The organism is Acinetobacter sp. ANC 7912 (assembly GCF_039862785.1).
In the GTDB taxonomy this organism is placed as follows: domain Bacteria; phylum Pseudomonadota; class Gammaproteobacteria; order Pseudomonadales; family Moraxellaceae; genus Acinetobacter; species Acinetobacter thermotolerans.
Map to the genome: position 1 here is coordinate 2,219,673 of NZ_CP156795.1, position 17,158 is coordinate 2,236,830.

A 17,158-nucleotide genomic window follows, 5' to 3' on the forward strand; every position below is an offset into this window, starting at 1 on the left:
ACATAAATGTAAGAATAGCCAGGCTCGACGATCGGTAGTCTTGTTCAAGACCCACCAACAACGGCATCCGCGAACTGAATGATCAATTATTGTTTTTATAAGGAGATCGTGATGAACGCGGTTAATGCTTCATTTACAGATTATAAAGTTGCTGATATTTCCCTAGCTGACTACGGCCGTAAAGAAATCAAACTTGCTGAAGCTGAGATGCCAGCCCTGATCGGCCTGCGTAAACGCTATGCAGCGGCTAAACCACTTGCTGGTGCAAAAATCCTCGGCTGTATCCACATGACCATTCAAACAGCAGTGCTGATTGAAACGCTGGTTGAGCTGGGTGCTGAAGTACGCTGGACTTCTTGTAACATTTTCTCTACTCAAGACCACGCTGCTGCTGCAATCGCTGCTCGCGGTATTCCTGTATTCGCTTGGAAAGGTGAAACAGAAGAAGAATATGTATGGTGTCTGGAACAACAAATTAATGTAAATGGCAAACCTTGGGATGCCAACATGATTCTGGATGATGGCGGTGACTTAACTGCACTTGTTCACGAAAAATATCCAGAACTTCTTGCAAAAATTCACGGTATTACTGAAGAAACCACTACAGGTGTTGCTCGTCTGCACGAAATGTGGAAAGAAGGTTCGCTAAAAGTTCCTGCGATCAACGTAAACGACTCAGTAACTAAATCTAAAAACGACAACAAATACGGTTGCCGTCACTCTCTAAATGATGCGATCAAACGTGCAACTGACATGCTGCTTTCTGGCCGTCGTGCGCTGGTAATTGGTTATGGTGACGTAGGTAAAGGTTCTGCGCAGTCTCTTCGTCAAGAAGGCATGATCGTACGTGTATCTGAAATCGATCCAATTTGTGCAATGCAAGCATGCATGGACGGTTACGAAGTTGTATCTCCATACAAAAACGGTGTTCAAACAGGCAAAAAAGAAGACGTAAACGTTGATCTTCTACAAAATACTGATCTGATCGTTACTACAACTGGTAACTACCATGTATGTGATGCTGCAATGCTGGATGCCCTTAAAGCTGGTGCAGTGGTTTGTAACATCGGTCACTTCGACACTGAAATTGATACCAACTACTTACGTGGTTACAAATGGGTTGAAGTGAAACCTCAAGTCCACCAGGTGTATCGTTCAGAAAATGAAAATGATTACCTGATCCTGCTGTCTGAAGGTCGTCTGGTGAACCTGGGTAATGCGACTGGTCACCCTTCACGCGTGATGGACGGTTCATTCGCGAACCAGGTTCTGGCGCAAATGCACTTGTTCGCTGAGAAATTTGCTGACCTTCCAGAAGATCAAAAAGCTGCAAACATCCGTGTAGAAATTCTGCCTAAGAAATTAGACGAAGAAGTTGCTGCTGCGATGGTTGCAGGTTTCGGTGGTGTTCTGACTCAACTGACTCCAGAACAGGCAGACTACTTGGGCGTATCTGTTGAAGGTCCGTTTAAATCTGACGCTTATAAATACTAATTTTTAATTTCACCCTCATCTTAACCTTCTCCCTGAGCCATATATGGCGCAAGAGAAGGGACTTATCACTTGATTAATTTAGGGGAAAAGCTCCCTCTCCTGAGCAAGCTTTAAGCACTGCTTTAAAGCGAAGCGCAAGAGAGGGTTAGGGAGAGGTCAAATCAATAAGTATTTATAAAAAGGATTTGAACATGTCTAAACAAATTCCAATTTCTTTTGAGTTTTTCCCAACCAAAACTGATGCTGGTGCGGAAAAACTAAAAGTTGTGCACCAAGAACTGCAACTACTGAATCCGGAATTCTTCTCTGTGACTTATGGGGCAGGTGGTTCAACACGTGAACGTACGCTTTATACCATTGAGGAATTTAACGGTAAAGGCACACCGGTTACCCCTCACCTATCTTGTATCGGTGATGACAAGGCACGTATTGCTGAACTGCTAGATATCTATAAGGCACAAGGTATTGACCGTATTGTTGCCCTGCGTGGTGACCTACCATCAGGTCAGGTGGGTTTAGGTGAACTGCCATATGCTCAGGATCTGGTTCGCTTTATCCGTGAGCATAGTGGCGATCATTTCCATATCGAAGTAGCGGCCTATCCGGAAATGCACCCGCAAGCTGAAAGCTTTGACAAAGATATTCAGCACTTTGTGGAAAAAGTCAAAGCAGGTGCTAATGCGGCCTTGACTCAGTTCTTCTTTAATCCAGATGCATATTTCTACTTTGTAGAGCGTATCCAGAAAGCAGGAATTGATATTCCAGTAGCACCCGGCATCATGCCAATCACCAATGCCAGCAACCTGATTCGCTTTGCCGATGGTACAGGTGCAGAAATCCCTCGCTGGATCCGCAAGCAACTGGCGACTTATGGTGATGACACTGAAAGCATCAAAAAGTTTGGTCATGAAGTTGTAGTGAAATTCTGTGAACGCCTGATTGCTGGCGGTGCGCCGAGCCTGCACTTCTACACCATGAATACTACTGATCCAACCCGTCAACTGGTTAAAGACCTCGGCCTTTAACAAGTAAATTCACTGATTTGCGAGTAAAACTTTAATGCCACGTTTTTATATTGAAGCCGATTTAGCAGTAGATAGCACTATTGAACTGACTGAAACCGTGTTTCATCACTGGGTTAAAGTTTTACGCGCTCAAGTCGGTGAAATCGCCACCTTGTTCAATGGACAAGGGGGAGAATATGAAGTTGAACTGACCGAAGTATCTAAAAAATCGGCTTCAGTTCAGGTCAACAGCTTTAATCCAGCCAACCGTACACCAAAATTCAAAGCCCTGCTCGGTCAAGTGATGAGCAAAGGTGATCGCATGGATTATGCAATTCAAAAAGCGGTTGAGCTAGGTGTCTCAGAAATTCAACTTCTCACTTCTGAACGCTGCGAAATGCGCCTAAAATACGACCGTGACCAGAAAAAACTGGATCACTGGCAAGGTGTAGCAATTGCAGCCTGCGAACAGTGTGGAATGAATATTGTTCCCAAAATTCTGCCGCCACTTTCTCTAGAAAATTGGCTGAACAGTGAATTACCGGCAACAAAACTGGTACTGGCACCGAACAAAAATGAAGTGGATGTCCTTAAAGAAGCTACTCCTGAACTGGCACTTTTGATAGGCCCAGAAGGTGGTTTGAGTGAAGCTGAAATTACAGCAGCGAATACTAAAGGCTTTGTGAACTGGTGCATTGGTGAACGTGTATTACGTACCGAGACTGCACCTGTGGTGGCATTGTCTATTTTGAATTACAAATTCTAATCTCTCCCATGCCCAATTTTGATTCACTATCAATTGTAAAAATTTGTCATGTATTTGATAGATTTTTATTTCTAACCGCTTTAGTATTAAGCAGATAAAAATGAATGACCTATTAAATGATAAGACAAATTCTTATAGGGCCACTAATAAAAACAACGCAGAATTACGCAGTGTAGAAAAAGGCATTTAAGTAATGATCAATAATCAGGATGATTATATCCAGCAGCATCTCAATAGTGCACAAATCGTGAATACGGTTCGTCACAGTAGATACTTTTTGCTGAGTATTTTGCTCGTTTGCCTTTATATTTACTGCATTTACCAGCTGCACTATCACCCGGCGGACAGCTATTTCAACCTCTGGTTTATCCTGACCGAAATTGTGGTCAGTATGTGCTGGCTGATCAGTACCATTCATTTCAAGCCCAATGCCTATAAACTCGAGACTGCACATCGCTGGCTGCAAACCCAGTGTCTGCTGGTGGGCATCTGTATTGCGGTTGGTCTCTTTACCATCTATTTCCATCTGCCACAGGTCAATCCTGCATTCGAGCAGGTTGAAGCACTGACACTGACCGGCTTGCTGATTATGGTCACCCAAGCTTTCGGTCTGACCTATCTAACCCAGAAACTCAGCTATTTCTGTCTGGTGTTTTTGCCATCATTAGTGCCATTTTTCTATTTACAGATCACCGAATTACATTCCATCAATCCATTTATCAGCCTGGCGCTGAATTTCTCGATGATTGTGATTCTGCTCTGTGCCAACAGTACTTACCGGATTCATCGACGGACTTCGCGTCTGTATGCACAAAACAATTTGCTGGTTACCAATGCTGAACAGCAGGTTTCCTGGACAGATGAACTGTGCAAACAGCTGCAGACCGAAGTCAATAAATCCAAAGATATTGAACTGCAGTTGCAACTGAATAACCAGTTACTGGAACAGAAGGTTCGTGAACGGACTTTTGATATCGAGCAGATTAACCGTGCATTGCAAGACCAGCATCAAAACCTGGAACTGGCGCACGAGATTGCCGGGATCCGCCCATGGGACTGGAATATCAAAGACCGTAAAATCACCCTGACCAATTTCAAGCAGGAACAAATCCAGCGTAATTCCCGTGAACATCAGGCGCAGTTGCATCATTTGATCCATCCGGATGATATTGCCCACTTTAGAGCTATGATGAAGCAGCATCTGCGTGGTCTCAGTGAGCGCTATGAAGCGACTTATCGTATCCAGAATACCCAAGGAGTCTGGAACTGGGTACATGATATTGGTCGCGTGATTAGCCGTGATCCGAAAACCCATAAGCCACTACGCATGGTCGGCATCCGTCGCGATATCCAACAAGAACGTAATTCTCAGGAACGTTTAAAACTGGCAGCCAGCGTACTGGAACAGGCCGCTGAAGGGATTTTCATCCTCAACAATGAGCTACGCTATATCGAAGTTAACCCCTTCTTCGAGCATCTGTCCGGTTTTGAGCGTCACGAGATTATCGGCAAACATCTGTTTGATATTACGGCAAATCACAAGTCGCAACAGCGCAGTATTCATTCCAGCATCATCAAACAGGTGGTGAAGATCGGTTCCTTTGATGGTGAGCTGAATGAGAAATTCCTGTCTGGCAAGGAAATGCCGCTCTGGCTGCATATCAATGCCATCATGGATGATGAAGGCCGAATTACTCACTATATCGGGATCGTGTCAGACCTGACCGAGCGCAAGTTACAGGAACAGCGTCTCTCCTATTTAGAAAATTATGACACGCTGACTGATCTGCCAAACCGTTTCTATTACAACTACCAGCTGCACCAGTATCTGGTCACCCAGAAAGACTCGATCAAGCAGATGGCGGTGATCCGTCTCAATATCGACCGTTTCCGCCCGCTAAATGAATACCTGAGCAATAATGGCGGTGACGAACTTTTACGTCAGGTGGCTCAGCGTTTACGCCTGACCAATGCAGAGGCGCTATTTGTTGCGCATCTCAACGGTGATGATTTTGCAATTCTGTATGAAATCTCGCATATCCGTCCTTCGGTGCAGGAACATTGTGATCGTATTGCCAAAGCTTTTACTAAGCCATTTAATGTCTTTGGACAGGATTATGAAATCACGGTTTCGATGGGTGTTGCTTATTATCCAGAGCATGGCCGTCAGCTGGATTATCTAAATAACTGCGCCGAACAGGCGCTGGCTGAAGCGAAAAATCTCGGCGGAAATACGGTTTACTTCTATTCCAATGAGAATACCGCACTACTGGAACAAGGGATTTTCATCGAACGCGATCTGCGTAAAGCGATTCAGAATGGTGAGCTGATTGTGTATTACCAGCCAAAAATCAATTTTAATGACCAAAGTATCTATGGCTTTGAAGCCCTGATCCGCTGGAATCACCCGGAAAAAGGCATTATTCCACCGGGCATGTTTATTCCACTGGCCGAGCAGACCAGTATGATTTCGGAAATTGGTCAGCTGGTGATTCAGCAAACGGCCAAACAGATCCGCAAATGGAATGAACAAGGTTTCCTGAATATCTGTGTATCAGTGAATATCGTGGCACTACAGCTACGTCGTGGTCAGCTGATTGATGATCTGGATGAAGCAATTAAAGCCAATGGCATTTCTGGCTCAAGTCTGGAACTGGAAATTACCGAATCTTCACTGGTTGAAAACTCGGAAACGGTGAAGAATGTACTCAACCAGATCAAGGAACGTAACATCAAGATCTCGCTGGATGACTTCGGAACTGGTTATTCTTCGCTCTCTTACTTAGCAGATTTCCCGATTGATATTCTGAAGATTGACCGGGCATTTGTGTCCAAAATTGGTGACTGCAAACAGGAAGCGATTGTCAGTGCGATGGTCGCGATGGGCAAGGCCATGGGCATGATCGTTGTGGCTGAAGGTATTGAAAATGATCAACAGATGAGCTTCCTGCATAAGCTGGACTGCGATATTGCCCAAGGCTATTTGTTCGCAAAACCGCTGCCGGAACAGCAGGCAACTGAATATCTTGAAAAAAATATGGAGCCTGAGACTTATACCTATCAGGTATAAATAAAGTCTTCATTCTCATAATTTATTCGAAAAATCACTGGTGTTTTACTGTGCGAAGTAGGGAACTAGTGATATATTCTCCTGTATTCAACGGTTTTGTTACCTGCAATTGGGTAACCATTGAAATACTCGAGAGACTAATGGACGATCAATCTTTAAAACAACAGGCCCTGTACTACCACGAATTTCCAACCCCAGGCAAAATCAGCGTCACTCCAAGCAAACAACTCGTCAACCAACGTGATTTAGCTCTGGCCTATTCGCCAGGTGTGGCTGCACCTTGTCTAGAGATTGAACGCGATCCATCGACTGCGGCTTTATATACTGCACGCGGTAACCTGGTCGCAGTGGTCAGTAATGGTACAGCTGTACTGGGCTTAGGTAACATCGGTCCTTTAGCGTCTAAACCGGTTATGGAAGGTAAAGGCGTACTCTTCAAAAAATTCGCGGGTGTAGATGTATTCGATATCGAAATCGCAGAAAATGACCCAGATAAAATTGTCGATATCGTCGCTTCACTAGAGCCAACTTTTGGTGGTATCAACCTTGAAGATATCAAGGCACCCGAATGTTTCTATATTGAGCAAAAACTGCGTGAACGCATGAACATTCCTGTGTTCCACGATGACCAGCACGGTACTTCAATCATCGTCGGCTCTGCCCTGCTGAATGCACTGCTGATTAATGGCAAAAAAATTGAAGACATCAAAATCGTGGCTTCAGGTGCGGGTGCAGCGGCATTGTCATGTCTGAACCTGTTGTGCGCGCTGGGTGCCCGTAAAGAAAATATCATTGTTGCCGATTCACGTGGTCTGTTGACGACTAAGCGTGAAGGTCTGGACGAGTCTAAAAAAGCATACATGCAAGACATCGAAGCGACTCAGCTTGAAGACGTAATGGAAGGCGCAGACATGTTCCTCGGTCTGTCTGCTGCTGGCATTCTGACTCAGGACATGGTCAAGAAAATGGCCAAAGATCCAATCATCTTCGCACTGGCAAACCCAGATCCAGAAATTCTGCCTGAGCTTGCACATGAAGCACGTCCTGACGTGATCATGGCGACTGGTCGTTCCGACTATCCAAACCAGGTGAACAATGCACTGTGCTTCCCGTACATCTTCCGTGGTGCTTTGGATGTTGGTGCAACCACGATTAACGAAGAAATGAAGATTGCCTGCGTACACGCGATTGCACGTATGGCACACGTAGAAGCTGATGCTGCATCTTATGGTGAAAAATCAGCTTCATTTGGTCGTGACTACCTGATTCCTCGTCCATTGGATCAACGCCTGATTCTGGAAATTGCCCCTGCCATTGCACAAGCAGCGATGGATTCTGGCGTGGCAACTCGCCCAATCAAAGATTTCTCTGCATACCGTCAACGTCTGTCTGAGTTCGTGTATAACTCAGCCTTCATGATGAAACCAATCTTCGCTCAGGCAAAAACCAATCCGAAACGTATTGCCTATGCGGAAGGTGAAGACCTGCGCGTACTTCGTGCGGTTCAAATCGCAGTGGATGAAGGTCTGGCTGAACCGATCCTAGTGGGTCGTACCGCCGTGATCGAAGCCAATATCAAAAAACTGGGCCTACGTCTGGAAAATGGTGTGAATATCACCATCGTGGATCAGGAAAACAACCCTGACTACGAAATGTTTGCTGAAGACTACTACAACATCATGAAGCGCAAAGGTGTTACACCTGAATATGCGCACCGTGAAGCACGTCGCCGTTCTACCCTGATTGCAGCCATGCTGGTACGTCATGGTAAAGCGGATGGTATGTTATGTGGTACTTACTCTAGCTACGACATTCACTTGGACTTCGTCAGCAATGTGATTGGCAAACAAGAAGGCCATAACACTTTCTTTACCCTGAATGCCTTGATGCTGGAAGAACGTAACCTGTTCATCGCGGATACTTACATCAACCGCAATCCAACTGCGGAACAGCTAGCAGAAATGACCATTCTGGCAGCTGAAGAAGTACGTCGTTTTGGTATTACCCCACGTGTTGCCCTGCTTTCTCACTCCAGTTTCGGTTCAGATCAGGATGACCTGAGCGCGCAAAAAATGCGTAAAGTGTTCGATATTCTGTCTGAAATCGCACCTGAACTGGAAGTTGAAGGTGAAATGCACGGTGATGCAGCATTGGACGAAAATATCCGTCACTTTGCTTTCCCGAACTCACGCTTCAAAGGTTCTGCGAACCTGCTGATCATGCCAAACCTGGATGCAGCGAACATTTCGTTTAACCTGCTGAAAGCAACCTCGGGCAACAACGTGACCATTGGTCCTATCCTGCTGGGTGCTGCTAAACCAGTGCACATTCTGACCCCGACAGCGACCACTCGCCGTGTGGTGAACATGACTGCACTGACAGTTGCAGAAATCCAGCAAGCGGAACAAGACGCCCTATAAGCAAACACGGCGAACGCCGAGTTTCTTGACTTGAGAAAACCTCTATTCTGTAGCATGATGCTTCTAAGAATAGAGGTTTTTTCATGCAAGTTTATTTAGTAGGCGGTGCAGTGCGAGATCACTTGCTCGGACACCCCTATCACGAGAGAGATTATGTCGTCGTTGGCGCCAGCCCCGACCAAATGCTCAGCCTAGGCTATCAGCCGGTTGGGAAAGACTTCCCTGTTTTTCTGCATCCTGAAACAAAAGAAGAATATGCACTGGCACGTACCGAACGGAAATCCGGTACCGGCTATCATGGTTTTGAATTTCATACCGATACCAGTGTCACCTTGGAACAGGACCTGATTCGCCGTGACCTGACCATCAATGCCATGGCGATGGACGAATCCGGTAAAGTACATGATCCGTATGGCGGTCAGCAGGATCTGGAAAACCGGATCCTGCGCCATGTCTCAGAAGCATTTGTTGAAGATCCACTGCGCGTACTGCGTGTCGCGCGTTTTGCGGCACGCTATCACGGCTTGGGCTTCCATGTTGCAGAAGAAACGTTGGCGTTAATGTGCCGATTGACAGAGACTGGCGAACTGAATGCACTGACACCGGAACGAGTCTGGAAAGAAACATCCCGTGCCCTGATGGAACCGCATGCTGAAGTGTATTTTGAAGTGCTGCGCGACTGTGGCGCGTTAAAAGTGCTGTTTCCGGAAATTGATGCCTTATTCGGTATTCCACAACGTCCTGAATATCACCCGGAAATCGACTGTGGTATTCATACCATGATGTCACTGCAGCAGGCCTGCCGCCAGAATTACAATCTGGATGTGCGTTTTGCAGTCCTGGTGCATGATTTAGGTAAGGCCCTTACCCCGGTTGAAGAATTACCACGGCATATCATGCATGAAGAGCGTGGTGTGCAGCCGGTAACCGAACTGTGTGAACGTCTGAAAGTGCCAACTTATACTAAGCAATTAGCCATTGCGGTGTGTAAAGAGCACCTGAAATGCCACCAAGCTTTGAATCTCAAACCAGGGACTTTATGGCGTTTGCTGCAACGTCTGGATGTCTTGCGTCGTCCGGAACGAGTTGAAGCTTTTGTCCAGGCTTGTGAATGTGACTCGCGTGGCCGTTTGGGTCTGGAAGATCGCGCCTACCCGCAAGCGCAATATGTGCTGGAAGCCATGCAAGTGGTGCGCGGGATTAAAGCGCAGGATCTGCCACCAGAAATCCAAGGCCCCGATATTGGCGAAATGCTAATTGAACGTCGTATCCATGCCCTAGGTGAACTCAAAGAACGCCATACCGCTGTGATCTAAGCAAGCTCCTTCGGGAGCTTTCTTATTCACAGTTAGATTCCCAATTCCTTATTCTGCAAAATAATAAAAATAGCGGAAATGATTAGAATTCTGAGAAGCCCTCTTTCACTTAAAATTGAGGCATGATTTATATTTGACTTTCATTCCTCATTATGACTTTCATAATTCGCCCTTTACAGCTAGAACAAGACCTGCGTGATATTCATCTACTGACTGCACAATTGGGTTATCCTGCCACACCTGAGAATATCCAGCAACGCTGGCAGAAACTACATCAAAATCCCCACTACCAGACCCTCGTCGTAGAGCATGACAACCGTGTGATTGCTTATGCGGGTGTGATTGAAGAATATACTTGGGAATTTGATGGGGGCTATATCCGGATTCAGGCCTTCGTGGTAGATCAGGCTTATCGCGGACAAGGCGTAGGTAAACGTTTAATTACAGCGATTGAAAAGTTGGCGAAAGAGCGAAATTTAAAACTGATTCAGGTGAATAGTGGTAACCGTGAGGAACGCCTGCCCGCCCATGCTTTCTATAACAGCTTAGGCTTTGATGCTTACAGTATCGGTTTTCGTAAATATCTGGACTGATCAGCCCATATGACTTACAGGCTGATCATTACAAAAACTTATGAAATTTCCGCCGGGAACGTAATCACTTTTTCCAACTTGAGCTGATTGGTGGCGATCATCAGCAGACGGTCAATCCCCAGGGCAATCCCGGAACATTCTGGCATATGCGGTAAAGCTGCCAGCAAATATTCATCAATTGGCATCACATGCACGCCCAGTTTAGCCCGTTCAGCATTATCCGCTTCAAAACGGGAACGCAGCACCTCAGCATCGACCAACTCATCATAGGCATTGGCCAGTTCCAGCCCTTCGATATACAGCTCAAACCGTGCAGCGACCAATTCGCCATCTTCATCCGTTCTGGTTTTCGCCAAGGAAGCCAGTTCAGGTGGGAAATCGGTCAGAAATACTGGTGTATCAAAACCCAAACTTGGCTCAACCATATGTGAGAACAACAGGTCGATATACGCCAAACGGTCTTCACCTAAATCCAGATTTAATCCGACACGGCGACAGCAGTCTTTCAACTCTTTTAACGTTGCTTGTAATGGATTCAGATCCAGCCGATCCATAAACGCATGCTTATAACTGAGGATAGTTGGACGAACTTCGCCAAAACGCTGTTTCAGCACCACATTGAGCAGATCAGTCACTTCAAACATCAAGTCTTTCAGGCTAAAGCCCGGTCGGTACCATTCCAGCATGGTAAATTCGCTGTTGTGCTTACGTCCATGCTCATCATCGCGAAAGACTTTACAGATCTGGTAAATCGGACCACTGCCACTCGCTAGCAGGCGCTTCATGGCAAATTCTGGAGACGTCTGCAGATAATGTGTACTAAGTTTGCCCATAACATGACGTTGTGCCTGAACAGAGGCCAGATGCACATCGGTTACACCCGCCTGGGACAAAATCGGCGTTTCTACCTCAAGCACATCACGCTCAGCAAAAAACTTGCGTATCTGTGTATATAAGGTAGCACGTGCACGCATGGCTTTCAGATCACAAGTCGGTTGATAAGCGATACTCATGCTTTTGGCCCTCCATGTGCCGCCCATTCACGGCGCAGTGGATAGGTCTTACGCAAATGGTCAAAGGCCTGCTGATCGACCTTGCCCTCTTTCAGGCAGGCACGTAGATTGGTGTCATCACGCTGGATATCGTAGATTTCATTGAGATGCTGTTTTAAAGCAGCTTTTAAAGTCTGCCCGGCAAAATATTGGGCACATTCCGGCAACTGACTTTCAAACTGTTTATTGCTTGCAAAACCAAAATGCTGGCAGAAAGCTTCATAAACCATTTGCGTACCGCGTGCCTTGCCTTCCAGGCTATAACCGGCAATATGTGGCGTCACCAGACTGACCAGATCCAGTACTTCCGCAGAAATCACTGGCTCATGCTCAAATACATCCAGCACCACCTGACGCCCAGTTGTCTTGATATCAGCGATCAAAGCAGCTTCTTCTACCACCGGGCCACGTGCAGAATTAATCAGAATGGTATCGGGTTTCATCTGTGCCAAGGCTTCGGCATTAATCAGATGATAAGTAGGATGTTCGCCCTGTTTGGTCAGGGGCACATGAATACTGATGGCATCTGCCTGAGCCAATAAAGTTTGTAGATTGACCTGTGTAATATTGTCACGCTGTACAAAAGGATCACAGCCGATCACGCGCCAACCGAGTAAACCTGCCATATATACCAGACGGCGACCAACATTGCCCAGACCAATAATACCTAAGGTAAAGTTCTGCCCTGCTTCGAGTAATGCAGGACGCAGTTTTAATAAAGCGGTAATCACATATTCAGCGACAGCCTGTGCATTGCAACCGGCTGCATTACTCCAGTTAATGCCTAGTTTTTCCAGTGCAGCAATATCCAGATGATCGGTACCAATAGTCGCACTGCCGACAAACTTTACTTTGCTGCTTTCCAACAGCTCGGCATTGACTTTAGTCACTGAACGAACCAGCAAGGCATCGGCATCCTGTACATCTGCCGCAGTTAAGGTACGGCCTGCACGGTGCTGAATCTCGGCAAATTCTTGAAAGAAATAATCGGTGAATGCCAGATTTTCATCTGCGACAATTTTCATAAGGCCTTCCAACAACACAATTTCTCTATCTTAACGCGGGATGTACGCAATGACCAATGTATAGCCGTATCTTCTCCAAGCAGTACTCTCAATTTTGCGGTGACTTATATATCTTTAAAAGCCAATCGACTTTTAAGGAAATCGGGTAAATAAAACACTCCACTTCCTAAACCGATAAAAAAACCCCAGTCTTTCGACTAGGGTTTTGCAAATCTGGCGGAAGCGGTGAGATTCGAACTCACGGAGGGGTATAAGCCCTCGTCGGTTTTCAAGACCGGTGCATTAAACCGCTCTGCCACGCTTCCATGGCCGCCATCATATAAATATTTCTGTTTTTTGGCAATAAATTTTCGTAAAACTTATAAAAATTTCCTTTCGATCAGCTATTTTTCAGTCAGATAGTAGCGGATCCACATATTCACAATATCCTCCTGAAAATGGTCTAGAGGCAGACTTCGAACGGGTAAAATTAAGGTGAAGAAAATCTATTAATAAAATATCGCCATAAAAAAAACCCCAGCCTTTCGACTGGGGTTTTGCAAATCTGGCGGAAGCGGTGAGATTCGAACTCACGGAGGGGTATAAGCCCTCGTCGGTTTTCAAGACCGGTGCATTAAACCGCTCTGCCACGCTTCCATGCCGGCAATCATATAAATAAAAATCCGGCTTGGCAATTATTTTTCAGCAATTTCAGCATCAATTGCGCAAAATAAAATCAATCTTCTTACTTTGCGGAATCTTCCGGCTTTTCGTAACGAATGGAATTGATATACCAGAGTTTTTTGCCTGATGGCGTCATCACTTCTACTTCATCATCCACCTGCTTGCCTAGCAAGGCACGCGCCATCGGAGAATCTATGGAAATATGCTGCGGATGATGATCATAAATTTCATCCACTCCGACAATACGCAAGGTTTTCTGCTCACCAGCTTCATTCTCAATTTCCACCCAGGCACCAAAATACACCTTGCCTTCCTGTTCTGGAGAGAAATCGATAATCCGCAGTTCTTCCAGACGCTTCCCCAGATAACGCACCCGGCGGTCAATCTTGCGTAACAGCTGCTTATTATACTGGTAATCTGCGTTCTCCGAACGGTCGCCGAGGCTGGCTGCCCAGTTTACTTTTTTGGTGATTTCCGGCCGCTCTTCATGCCACAGATATTTAAGTTCTGCCACCAATTTATCATGTCCAGCCCGGGTAATCAGATTCGATTTCATCGCGTTTCAGCACCTTGCATGACCATAATTTCCTCCCTAACAGCCCTATTTTATTCACTATTTTCTACAGGTGAAATAAGACCAAAAAAATTCTCTAATGATTTTAATCACTTAAATTACATTTTAAAACAATTTTCAGTACAAAATTTGACAATTCATTTTTTGACCATTACCATGCGCACATCTTGTTCACTTTGCTTATTTTTTATTCTGTGTAGTTTTTCTACACATATACCGTTAATCCCAAGTCATTTTGAATGACGTCATGACTGCCCAACCCTAATTGAATTTATCAACTTTAAGAAAGTTCTGTGGTTTCTTTTGCCTAAAACTTTCGAGGGCATAAATTACTTGTAGCGGAGACAACATGCACAGTAGTTCATCTTCTGGGTCGAGGCTTTGCCTAAGATCTTTATTAAACTCTCTCCCTGTAAAAGCGCTTGTATTAGGTACTGCCATGGTTCCCTTCCATGCCATCAATGCAAGCAAGACCACGGCACAATTTAACAATGTCGTCAACAGCAACAAATTGACCGTCGTTGCGGTCAAGAGTCCGACCACCGTGTTTGAAGATGGCGGGCACCTGCATGGCTTTGGTTATGACCTGGTGCGTAACTATGCCAAAGACATGAATGTCAAACTGGAATTCAAAACTGTAAATGATGATGCTACTGCACTGAAAATGGTGGCTCAAGGCCAGGCCAATATGGCAATGACCACAACCAGCATCAGCAGCATTGAAGGCAAAAAACTGACAGCATTCTCTGCAACTTGTGGTGATGGCAGTGCGCTATCGTCCAAAGGCCTGAATTCCAATCTGAACTGGGTATTTAAGTCCGCCAATGATCCTCTAAGTCAGACTGCTAGTAATTTCGTCTGTAACAGCAAGCAAAGCGGCGCAATCAATCAGCTCGCTTCCTTTTACAATCAGAATGTAGTCGAAGATCATTTTAAGGATGATATCCATCAGGATCTGCGTCAGCGCCTCCCCATTTACAAGGCCAGCTTCCAGAGATCTGCTCAGCAATACGGTCTGGACTGGCACCTGCTCGCCGCGATCGGCTACCAGGAATCTTATCTCAAGCCAAGCTCAGTATCCCCGACCGGTGTCCGTGGTCTGATGATGCTGACCAGCTCAACCGCGAAAGCGATGGGCGTAAGTAACCGTGCCGACCCTGCGCAGAGCATTGAGGGTGGTGCGAAATATTATGACCAGATGCTATCACGCTTTGATCATATCCCGATGCCGGACCGTAACTGGTATGCCTTGGTGGCTTATAACATGGGGCCCGGTGCAGTAGAGAAAATCCAAAGCCGTATCCGTAGCCAAGGCAAGGATCCGGACAATTGGGTAAATATTTATAGCTATCTGGAACGTAATAAAGCCAGCAATGGCCGTTATCGCCAGGCACTGCAATATGTGACCCGTATCCGTTCTTATCTGGAACAGATCAAAAGCTCCGAGCTGGTCAACATCTAAGCTATGGCTAATCTAAAAAAGCAGACATTAAAAAAGCTTACCCTTGGGTAAGCTTTTTTATTCGTAGCAATCTATCAGGTAGTTTGCTCAAGCACTTTTTTGAACAGGTCTTTTTGTTCTTGGCTTGGCTTGGCAGTTTGCAGTGCCATCAACTGGGACATATCCCCTTGCACCTTGATTTTGCCAGTCATGAAAGCTTGCATTGCAGCAGCCATGTCAAACTCAAGGAAAACTTTACGTAGTGTTTCTGCGTCCATATTTAAAGTTGTCTTGGCATTTTCAGACAACCCTTTTTTGATCGATCCACCATCTAAAGATAATTCAGTATTACCTGTAGTGTCAGTTACCACCAGATTAATTGCAAGATTTGCAAGCGCTGGTGCCAGATTCAGGTCACCTGCCTGAGCAGTTAGAGTTTCTACAGTTGAAAACCAATCATCAGTTAAAAAAGCAGGCATGATCTTTCCTCAATTTATTAGTTTGTGTGTGTCGTCTATCCAGACAACATCATCTTGCAGCTATTTTGCTTGCAGATTGTTATATCACGATCATTTACAGAATGGCTATCGAATTTTGTACGCAGCGTTCAATTTTTGTGGGGAACTTACTATTTTTCTGTATTCTACTTTCCACAATTGACATCCTCTCCGACCTAAAGGACGGAGATTCCTCCTGCAAGACGCCCATGTCCGAGCGCAAGAATATTCAGTGCTGAGTTTATATCTCTATCGTGGAATGTACCGCACTCCACACACTGCCATTCTCTTATTCCAAGTCCTGCTCTACCTTTCAGACTACTGGAGCGTGAGCCGCAGCACGAGCAAGTTTGGGTGGTATAGGCTTCATTGACTTCTTCATACCATACCCCTGCGTTCTCGCATTTATACTTGAGCATGGTTCTTAAGGTCGTCCAACCTGCATCGAGTACAGACTTAGCTAATTTTGTCTGTGCCAATGCTTTGGCATTCACATTACCAACGAAGATGGCTGCATGTTCATTCACCAGTTTATGACTGAATTGATGCAGCATATTTTGACGTAGATTTTTGATCTTGGCATGAATCGCTTTGACACGTTTTTTATTTCTTGCTTTTTGAGCAATACCAAGTTTTTGTTCATATTGACGATAGATTTTAGGCGCTTTGAACTTTACACCATCTGAGCAAGTCGCAAGGTCTTTGAGTCCTAGATCAATGCCAATTGAGGTTTTAGCGGTGGTTTTCTCTGTTTTAATTGAATCAACCACAAGACATACATACCAACGCCCTCGGCTATCCTCGACAAACGAGCCTGTTTTAACATTGTATTTACTTAGTCCGTAACTGTCCCATAGCTTGAATTGATGCTTGCCGTATTGGACATACCCATCGGCATATTTCACCGCCACTTTTTTAAATGGAATCCAACCGAGAGAACGTCTAGCATTTTTTTTGTTACTGACACGCCATTTTAGCTTGGCTTTTTTAAATTGCTTTCTTCGAGTAACTAATTCTTCCGCAACTGCCTGTATGGTTTGGCTGTGCAAATTGCACTCTTTTGATGTACCTTTCGTGTATTTAGCAATATCGTAAGCTGAAAAGAATTGTTGTTTTCTTTGCAAGTGTTTAAAACACAAATCATTGACATAGTTCCAGACAAAATTAACTTCAGATGCCAATTGGTCTAGCACCTTGCAATGTTTGTCTTTTATGCGTAATTTAAGTGTCTTCATCACTAAAA

13 protein-coding genes and 2 tRNA genes are annotated in these 17,158 nt (G+C 45.2%); 8 read left to right on the forward strand and 7 right to left on the reverse strand.

All coding sequences use genetic code 11. The annotated features are described in order from the left end of the window. Positions 1–111: 111 nt before the first annotated feature. From ahcY to ABEF84_RS11010, 7 genes are all read left to right on the forward strand, one after another. A complete protein-coding gene (gene ahcY, locus ABEF84_RS10980) occupies positions 112–1,494 on the forward strand; it encodes an adenosylhomocysteinase (RefSeq protein WP_347460925.1) in 1,383 nt (460 codons plus the stop codon). 191 nt (positions 1,495–1,685) lie between these two features. After that, entirely contained in the window at positions 1,686–2,519 is an 834-nt protein-coding gene (gene metF / locus ABEF84_RS10985) for a methylenetetrahydrofolate reductase [NAD(P)H] (protein WP_034582425.1), read from the forward strand. 34 nt (positions 2,520–2,553) lie between these two features. After that, entirely contained in the window at positions 2,554–3,264 is a 711-nt protein-coding gene (locus ABEF84_RS10990) for a 16S rRNA (uracil(1498)-N(3))-methyltransferase (protein WP_034582422.1), read from the forward strand. Positions 3,265–3,457: 193 nt separating this feature from the next. Further along, complete coding sequence (locus ABEF84_RS10995) at positions 3,458–6,334, forward strand: EAL domain-containing protein (protein ID WP_347454806.1); 2,877 nt, start codon at positions 3,458–3,460, stop codon at positions 6,332–6,334. Between the two features lie 140 nt (positions 6,335–6,474). Then, a complete protein-coding gene (locus ABEF84_RS11000) occupies positions 6,475–8,754 on the forward strand; it encodes an NADP-dependent malic enzyme (RefSeq protein WP_034582418.1) in 2,280 nt (759 codons plus the stop codon). A gap of 83 nt (positions 8,755–8,837) precedes the next feature. Next, the gene (locus ABEF84_RS11005; protein ID WP_347452977.1) at positions 8,838–10,070 is read left to right on the forward strand and encodes a multifunctional CCA addition/repair protein; all 1,233 of its coding nucleotides are present in this window, start codon (positions 8,838–8,840) and stop codon (positions 10,068–10,070) included. A 152-nt stretch (positions 10,071–10,222) separates the two neighbouring features. Then, the gene (locus ABEF84_RS11010) at positions 10,223–10,663 is read left to right on the forward strand and encodes a GNAT family N-acetyltransferase (RefSeq protein WP_034582414.1); all 441 of its coding nucleotides are present in this window, start codon (positions 10,223–10,225) and stop codon (positions 10,661–10,663) included. Between the two features lie 38 nt (positions 10,664–10,701). Here the strand turns inward: ABEF84_RS11010 and epmA are convergent, their stop codons facing one another. The 5 genes from epmA to greB form a co-directional block, all read right to left on the reverse strand. Further along, positions 10,702–11,676, reverse strand: a complete 975-nt coding sequence (gene epmA, locus ABEF84_RS11015) for an EF-P lysine aminoacylase EpmA (RefSeq protein WP_347452978.1) — start codon at positions 11,674–11,676, stop codon at positions 10,702–10,704. After that, positions 11,673–12,740: a 4-phosphoerythronate dehydrogenase gene (locus ABEF84_RS11020; RefSeq protein ID WP_034582410.1), complete on the reverse strand. Its 1,068-nt coding sequence runs from the start codon at positions 12,738–12,740 to the stop codon at positions 11,673–11,675. Before ABEF84_RS11020 ends, epmA begins: the two co-directional genes overlap by 4 nt. Before the next feature lie 214 nt (positions 12,741–12,954). Further along, positions 12,955–13,045: transfer RNA gene (locus tag ABEF84_RS11025), tRNA-Ser, on the reverse strand. 240 nt (positions 13,046–13,285) lie between these two features. Continuing rightward, a tRNA-Ser gene (locus ABEF84_RS11030) sits at positions 13,286–13,376 on the reverse strand. Between the two features lie 88 nt (positions 13,377–13,464). Further along, positions 13,465–13,959 (reverse strand): transcription elongation factor GreB, encoded by a 495-nt coding sequence (gene greB, locus ABEF84_RS11035; protein ID WP_034582408.1) that lies wholly within the window; start codon positions 13,957–13,959, stop codon positions 13,465–13,467. A 367-nt stretch (positions 13,960–14,326) separates the two neighbouring features. Here greB and ABEF84_RS11040 point away from each other — a divergent pair, with 367 nt between their 5' ends. Next, complete coding sequence (locus ABEF84_RS11040) at positions 14,327–15,439, forward strand: transglycosylase SLT domain-containing protein (protein ID WP_034582405.1); 1,113 nt, start codon at positions 14,327–14,329, stop codon at positions 15,437–15,439. A 74-nt stretch (positions 15,440–15,513) separates the two neighbouring features. On the opposite strand, the gene ABEF84_RS11045 is transcribed toward ABEF84_RS11040, so the two are convergent. Further along, positions 15,514–15,897, reverse strand: coding sequence for an SCP2 sterol-binding domain-containing protein (locus ABEF84_RS11045; RefSeq protein ID WP_034585080.1), 384 nt, complete (start codon positions 15,895–15,897; stop codon positions 15,514–15,516). 194 nt (positions 15,898–16,091) lie between these two features. After that, entirely contained in the window at positions 16,092–17,150 is a 1,059-nt protein-coding gene (locus ABEF84_RS11050; protein WP_347453584.1) for a transposase, read from the reverse strand. Positions 17,151–17,158 lie beyond the last annotated feature (8 nt).

What these genes read in the sequence shown, in the direction of transcription:
- ahcY (WP_347460925.1), top strand. Translation starts at nt 112, where the DNA reads ATGAACGCGGTTAATGCTTCATTTACAGATTATAAAGTTGCTGATATT.
- metF (WP_034582425.1), top strand. Translation starts at nt 1,686, where the DNA reads ATGTCTAAACAAATTCCAATTTCTTTTGAGTTTTTCCCAACCAAAACT.
- ABEF84_RS10990 (WP_034582422.1), top strand. Translation starts at nt 2,554, where the DNA reads ATGCCACGTTTTTATATTGAAGCCGATTTAGCAGTAGATAGCACTATT.
- ABEF84_RS10995 (WP_347454806.1), top strand. Translation starts at nt 3,458, where the DNA reads ATGATCAATAATCAGGATGATTATATCCAGCAGCATCTCAATAGTGCA.
- ABEF84_RS11000 (WP_034582418.1), top strand. Translation starts at nt 6,475, where the DNA reads ATGGACGATCAATCTTTAAAACAACAGGCCCTGTACTACCACGAATTT.
- ABEF84_RS11005 (WP_347452977.1), top strand. Translation starts at nt 8,838, where the DNA reads ATGCAAGTTTATTTAGTAGGCGGTGCAGTGCGAGATCACTTGCTCGGA.
- ABEF84_RS11010 (WP_034582414.1), top strand. Translation starts at nt 10,223, where the DNA reads ATGACTTTCATAATTCGCCCTTTACAGCTAGAACAAGACCTGCGTGAT.
- epmA (WP_347452978.1), bottom strand. Translation starts at nt 11,676, where the DNA reads ATGAGTATCGCTTATCAACCGACTTGTGATCTGAAAGCCATGCGTGCA.
- ABEF84_RS11020 (WP_034582410.1), bottom strand. Translation starts at nt 12,740, where the DNA reads ATGAAAATTGTCGCAGATGAAAATCTGGCATTCACCGATTATTTCTTT.
- greB (WP_034582408.1), bottom strand. Translation starts at nt 13,959, where the DNA reads ATGAAATCGAATCTGATTACCCGGGCTGGACATGATAAATTGGTGGCA.
- ABEF84_RS11040 (WP_034582405.1), top strand. Translation starts at nt 14,327, where the DNA reads ATGCACAGTAGTTCATCTTCTGGGTCGAGGCTTTGCCTAAGATCTTTA.
- ABEF84_RS11045 (WP_034585080.1), bottom strand. Translation starts at nt 15,897, where the DNA reads ATGCCTGCTTTTTTAACTGATGATTGGTTTTCAACTGTAGAAACTCTA.
- ABEF84_RS11050 (WP_347453584.1), bottom strand. Translation starts at nt 17,150, where the DNA reads ATGAAGACACTTAAATTACGCATAAAAGACAAACATTGCAAGGTGCTA.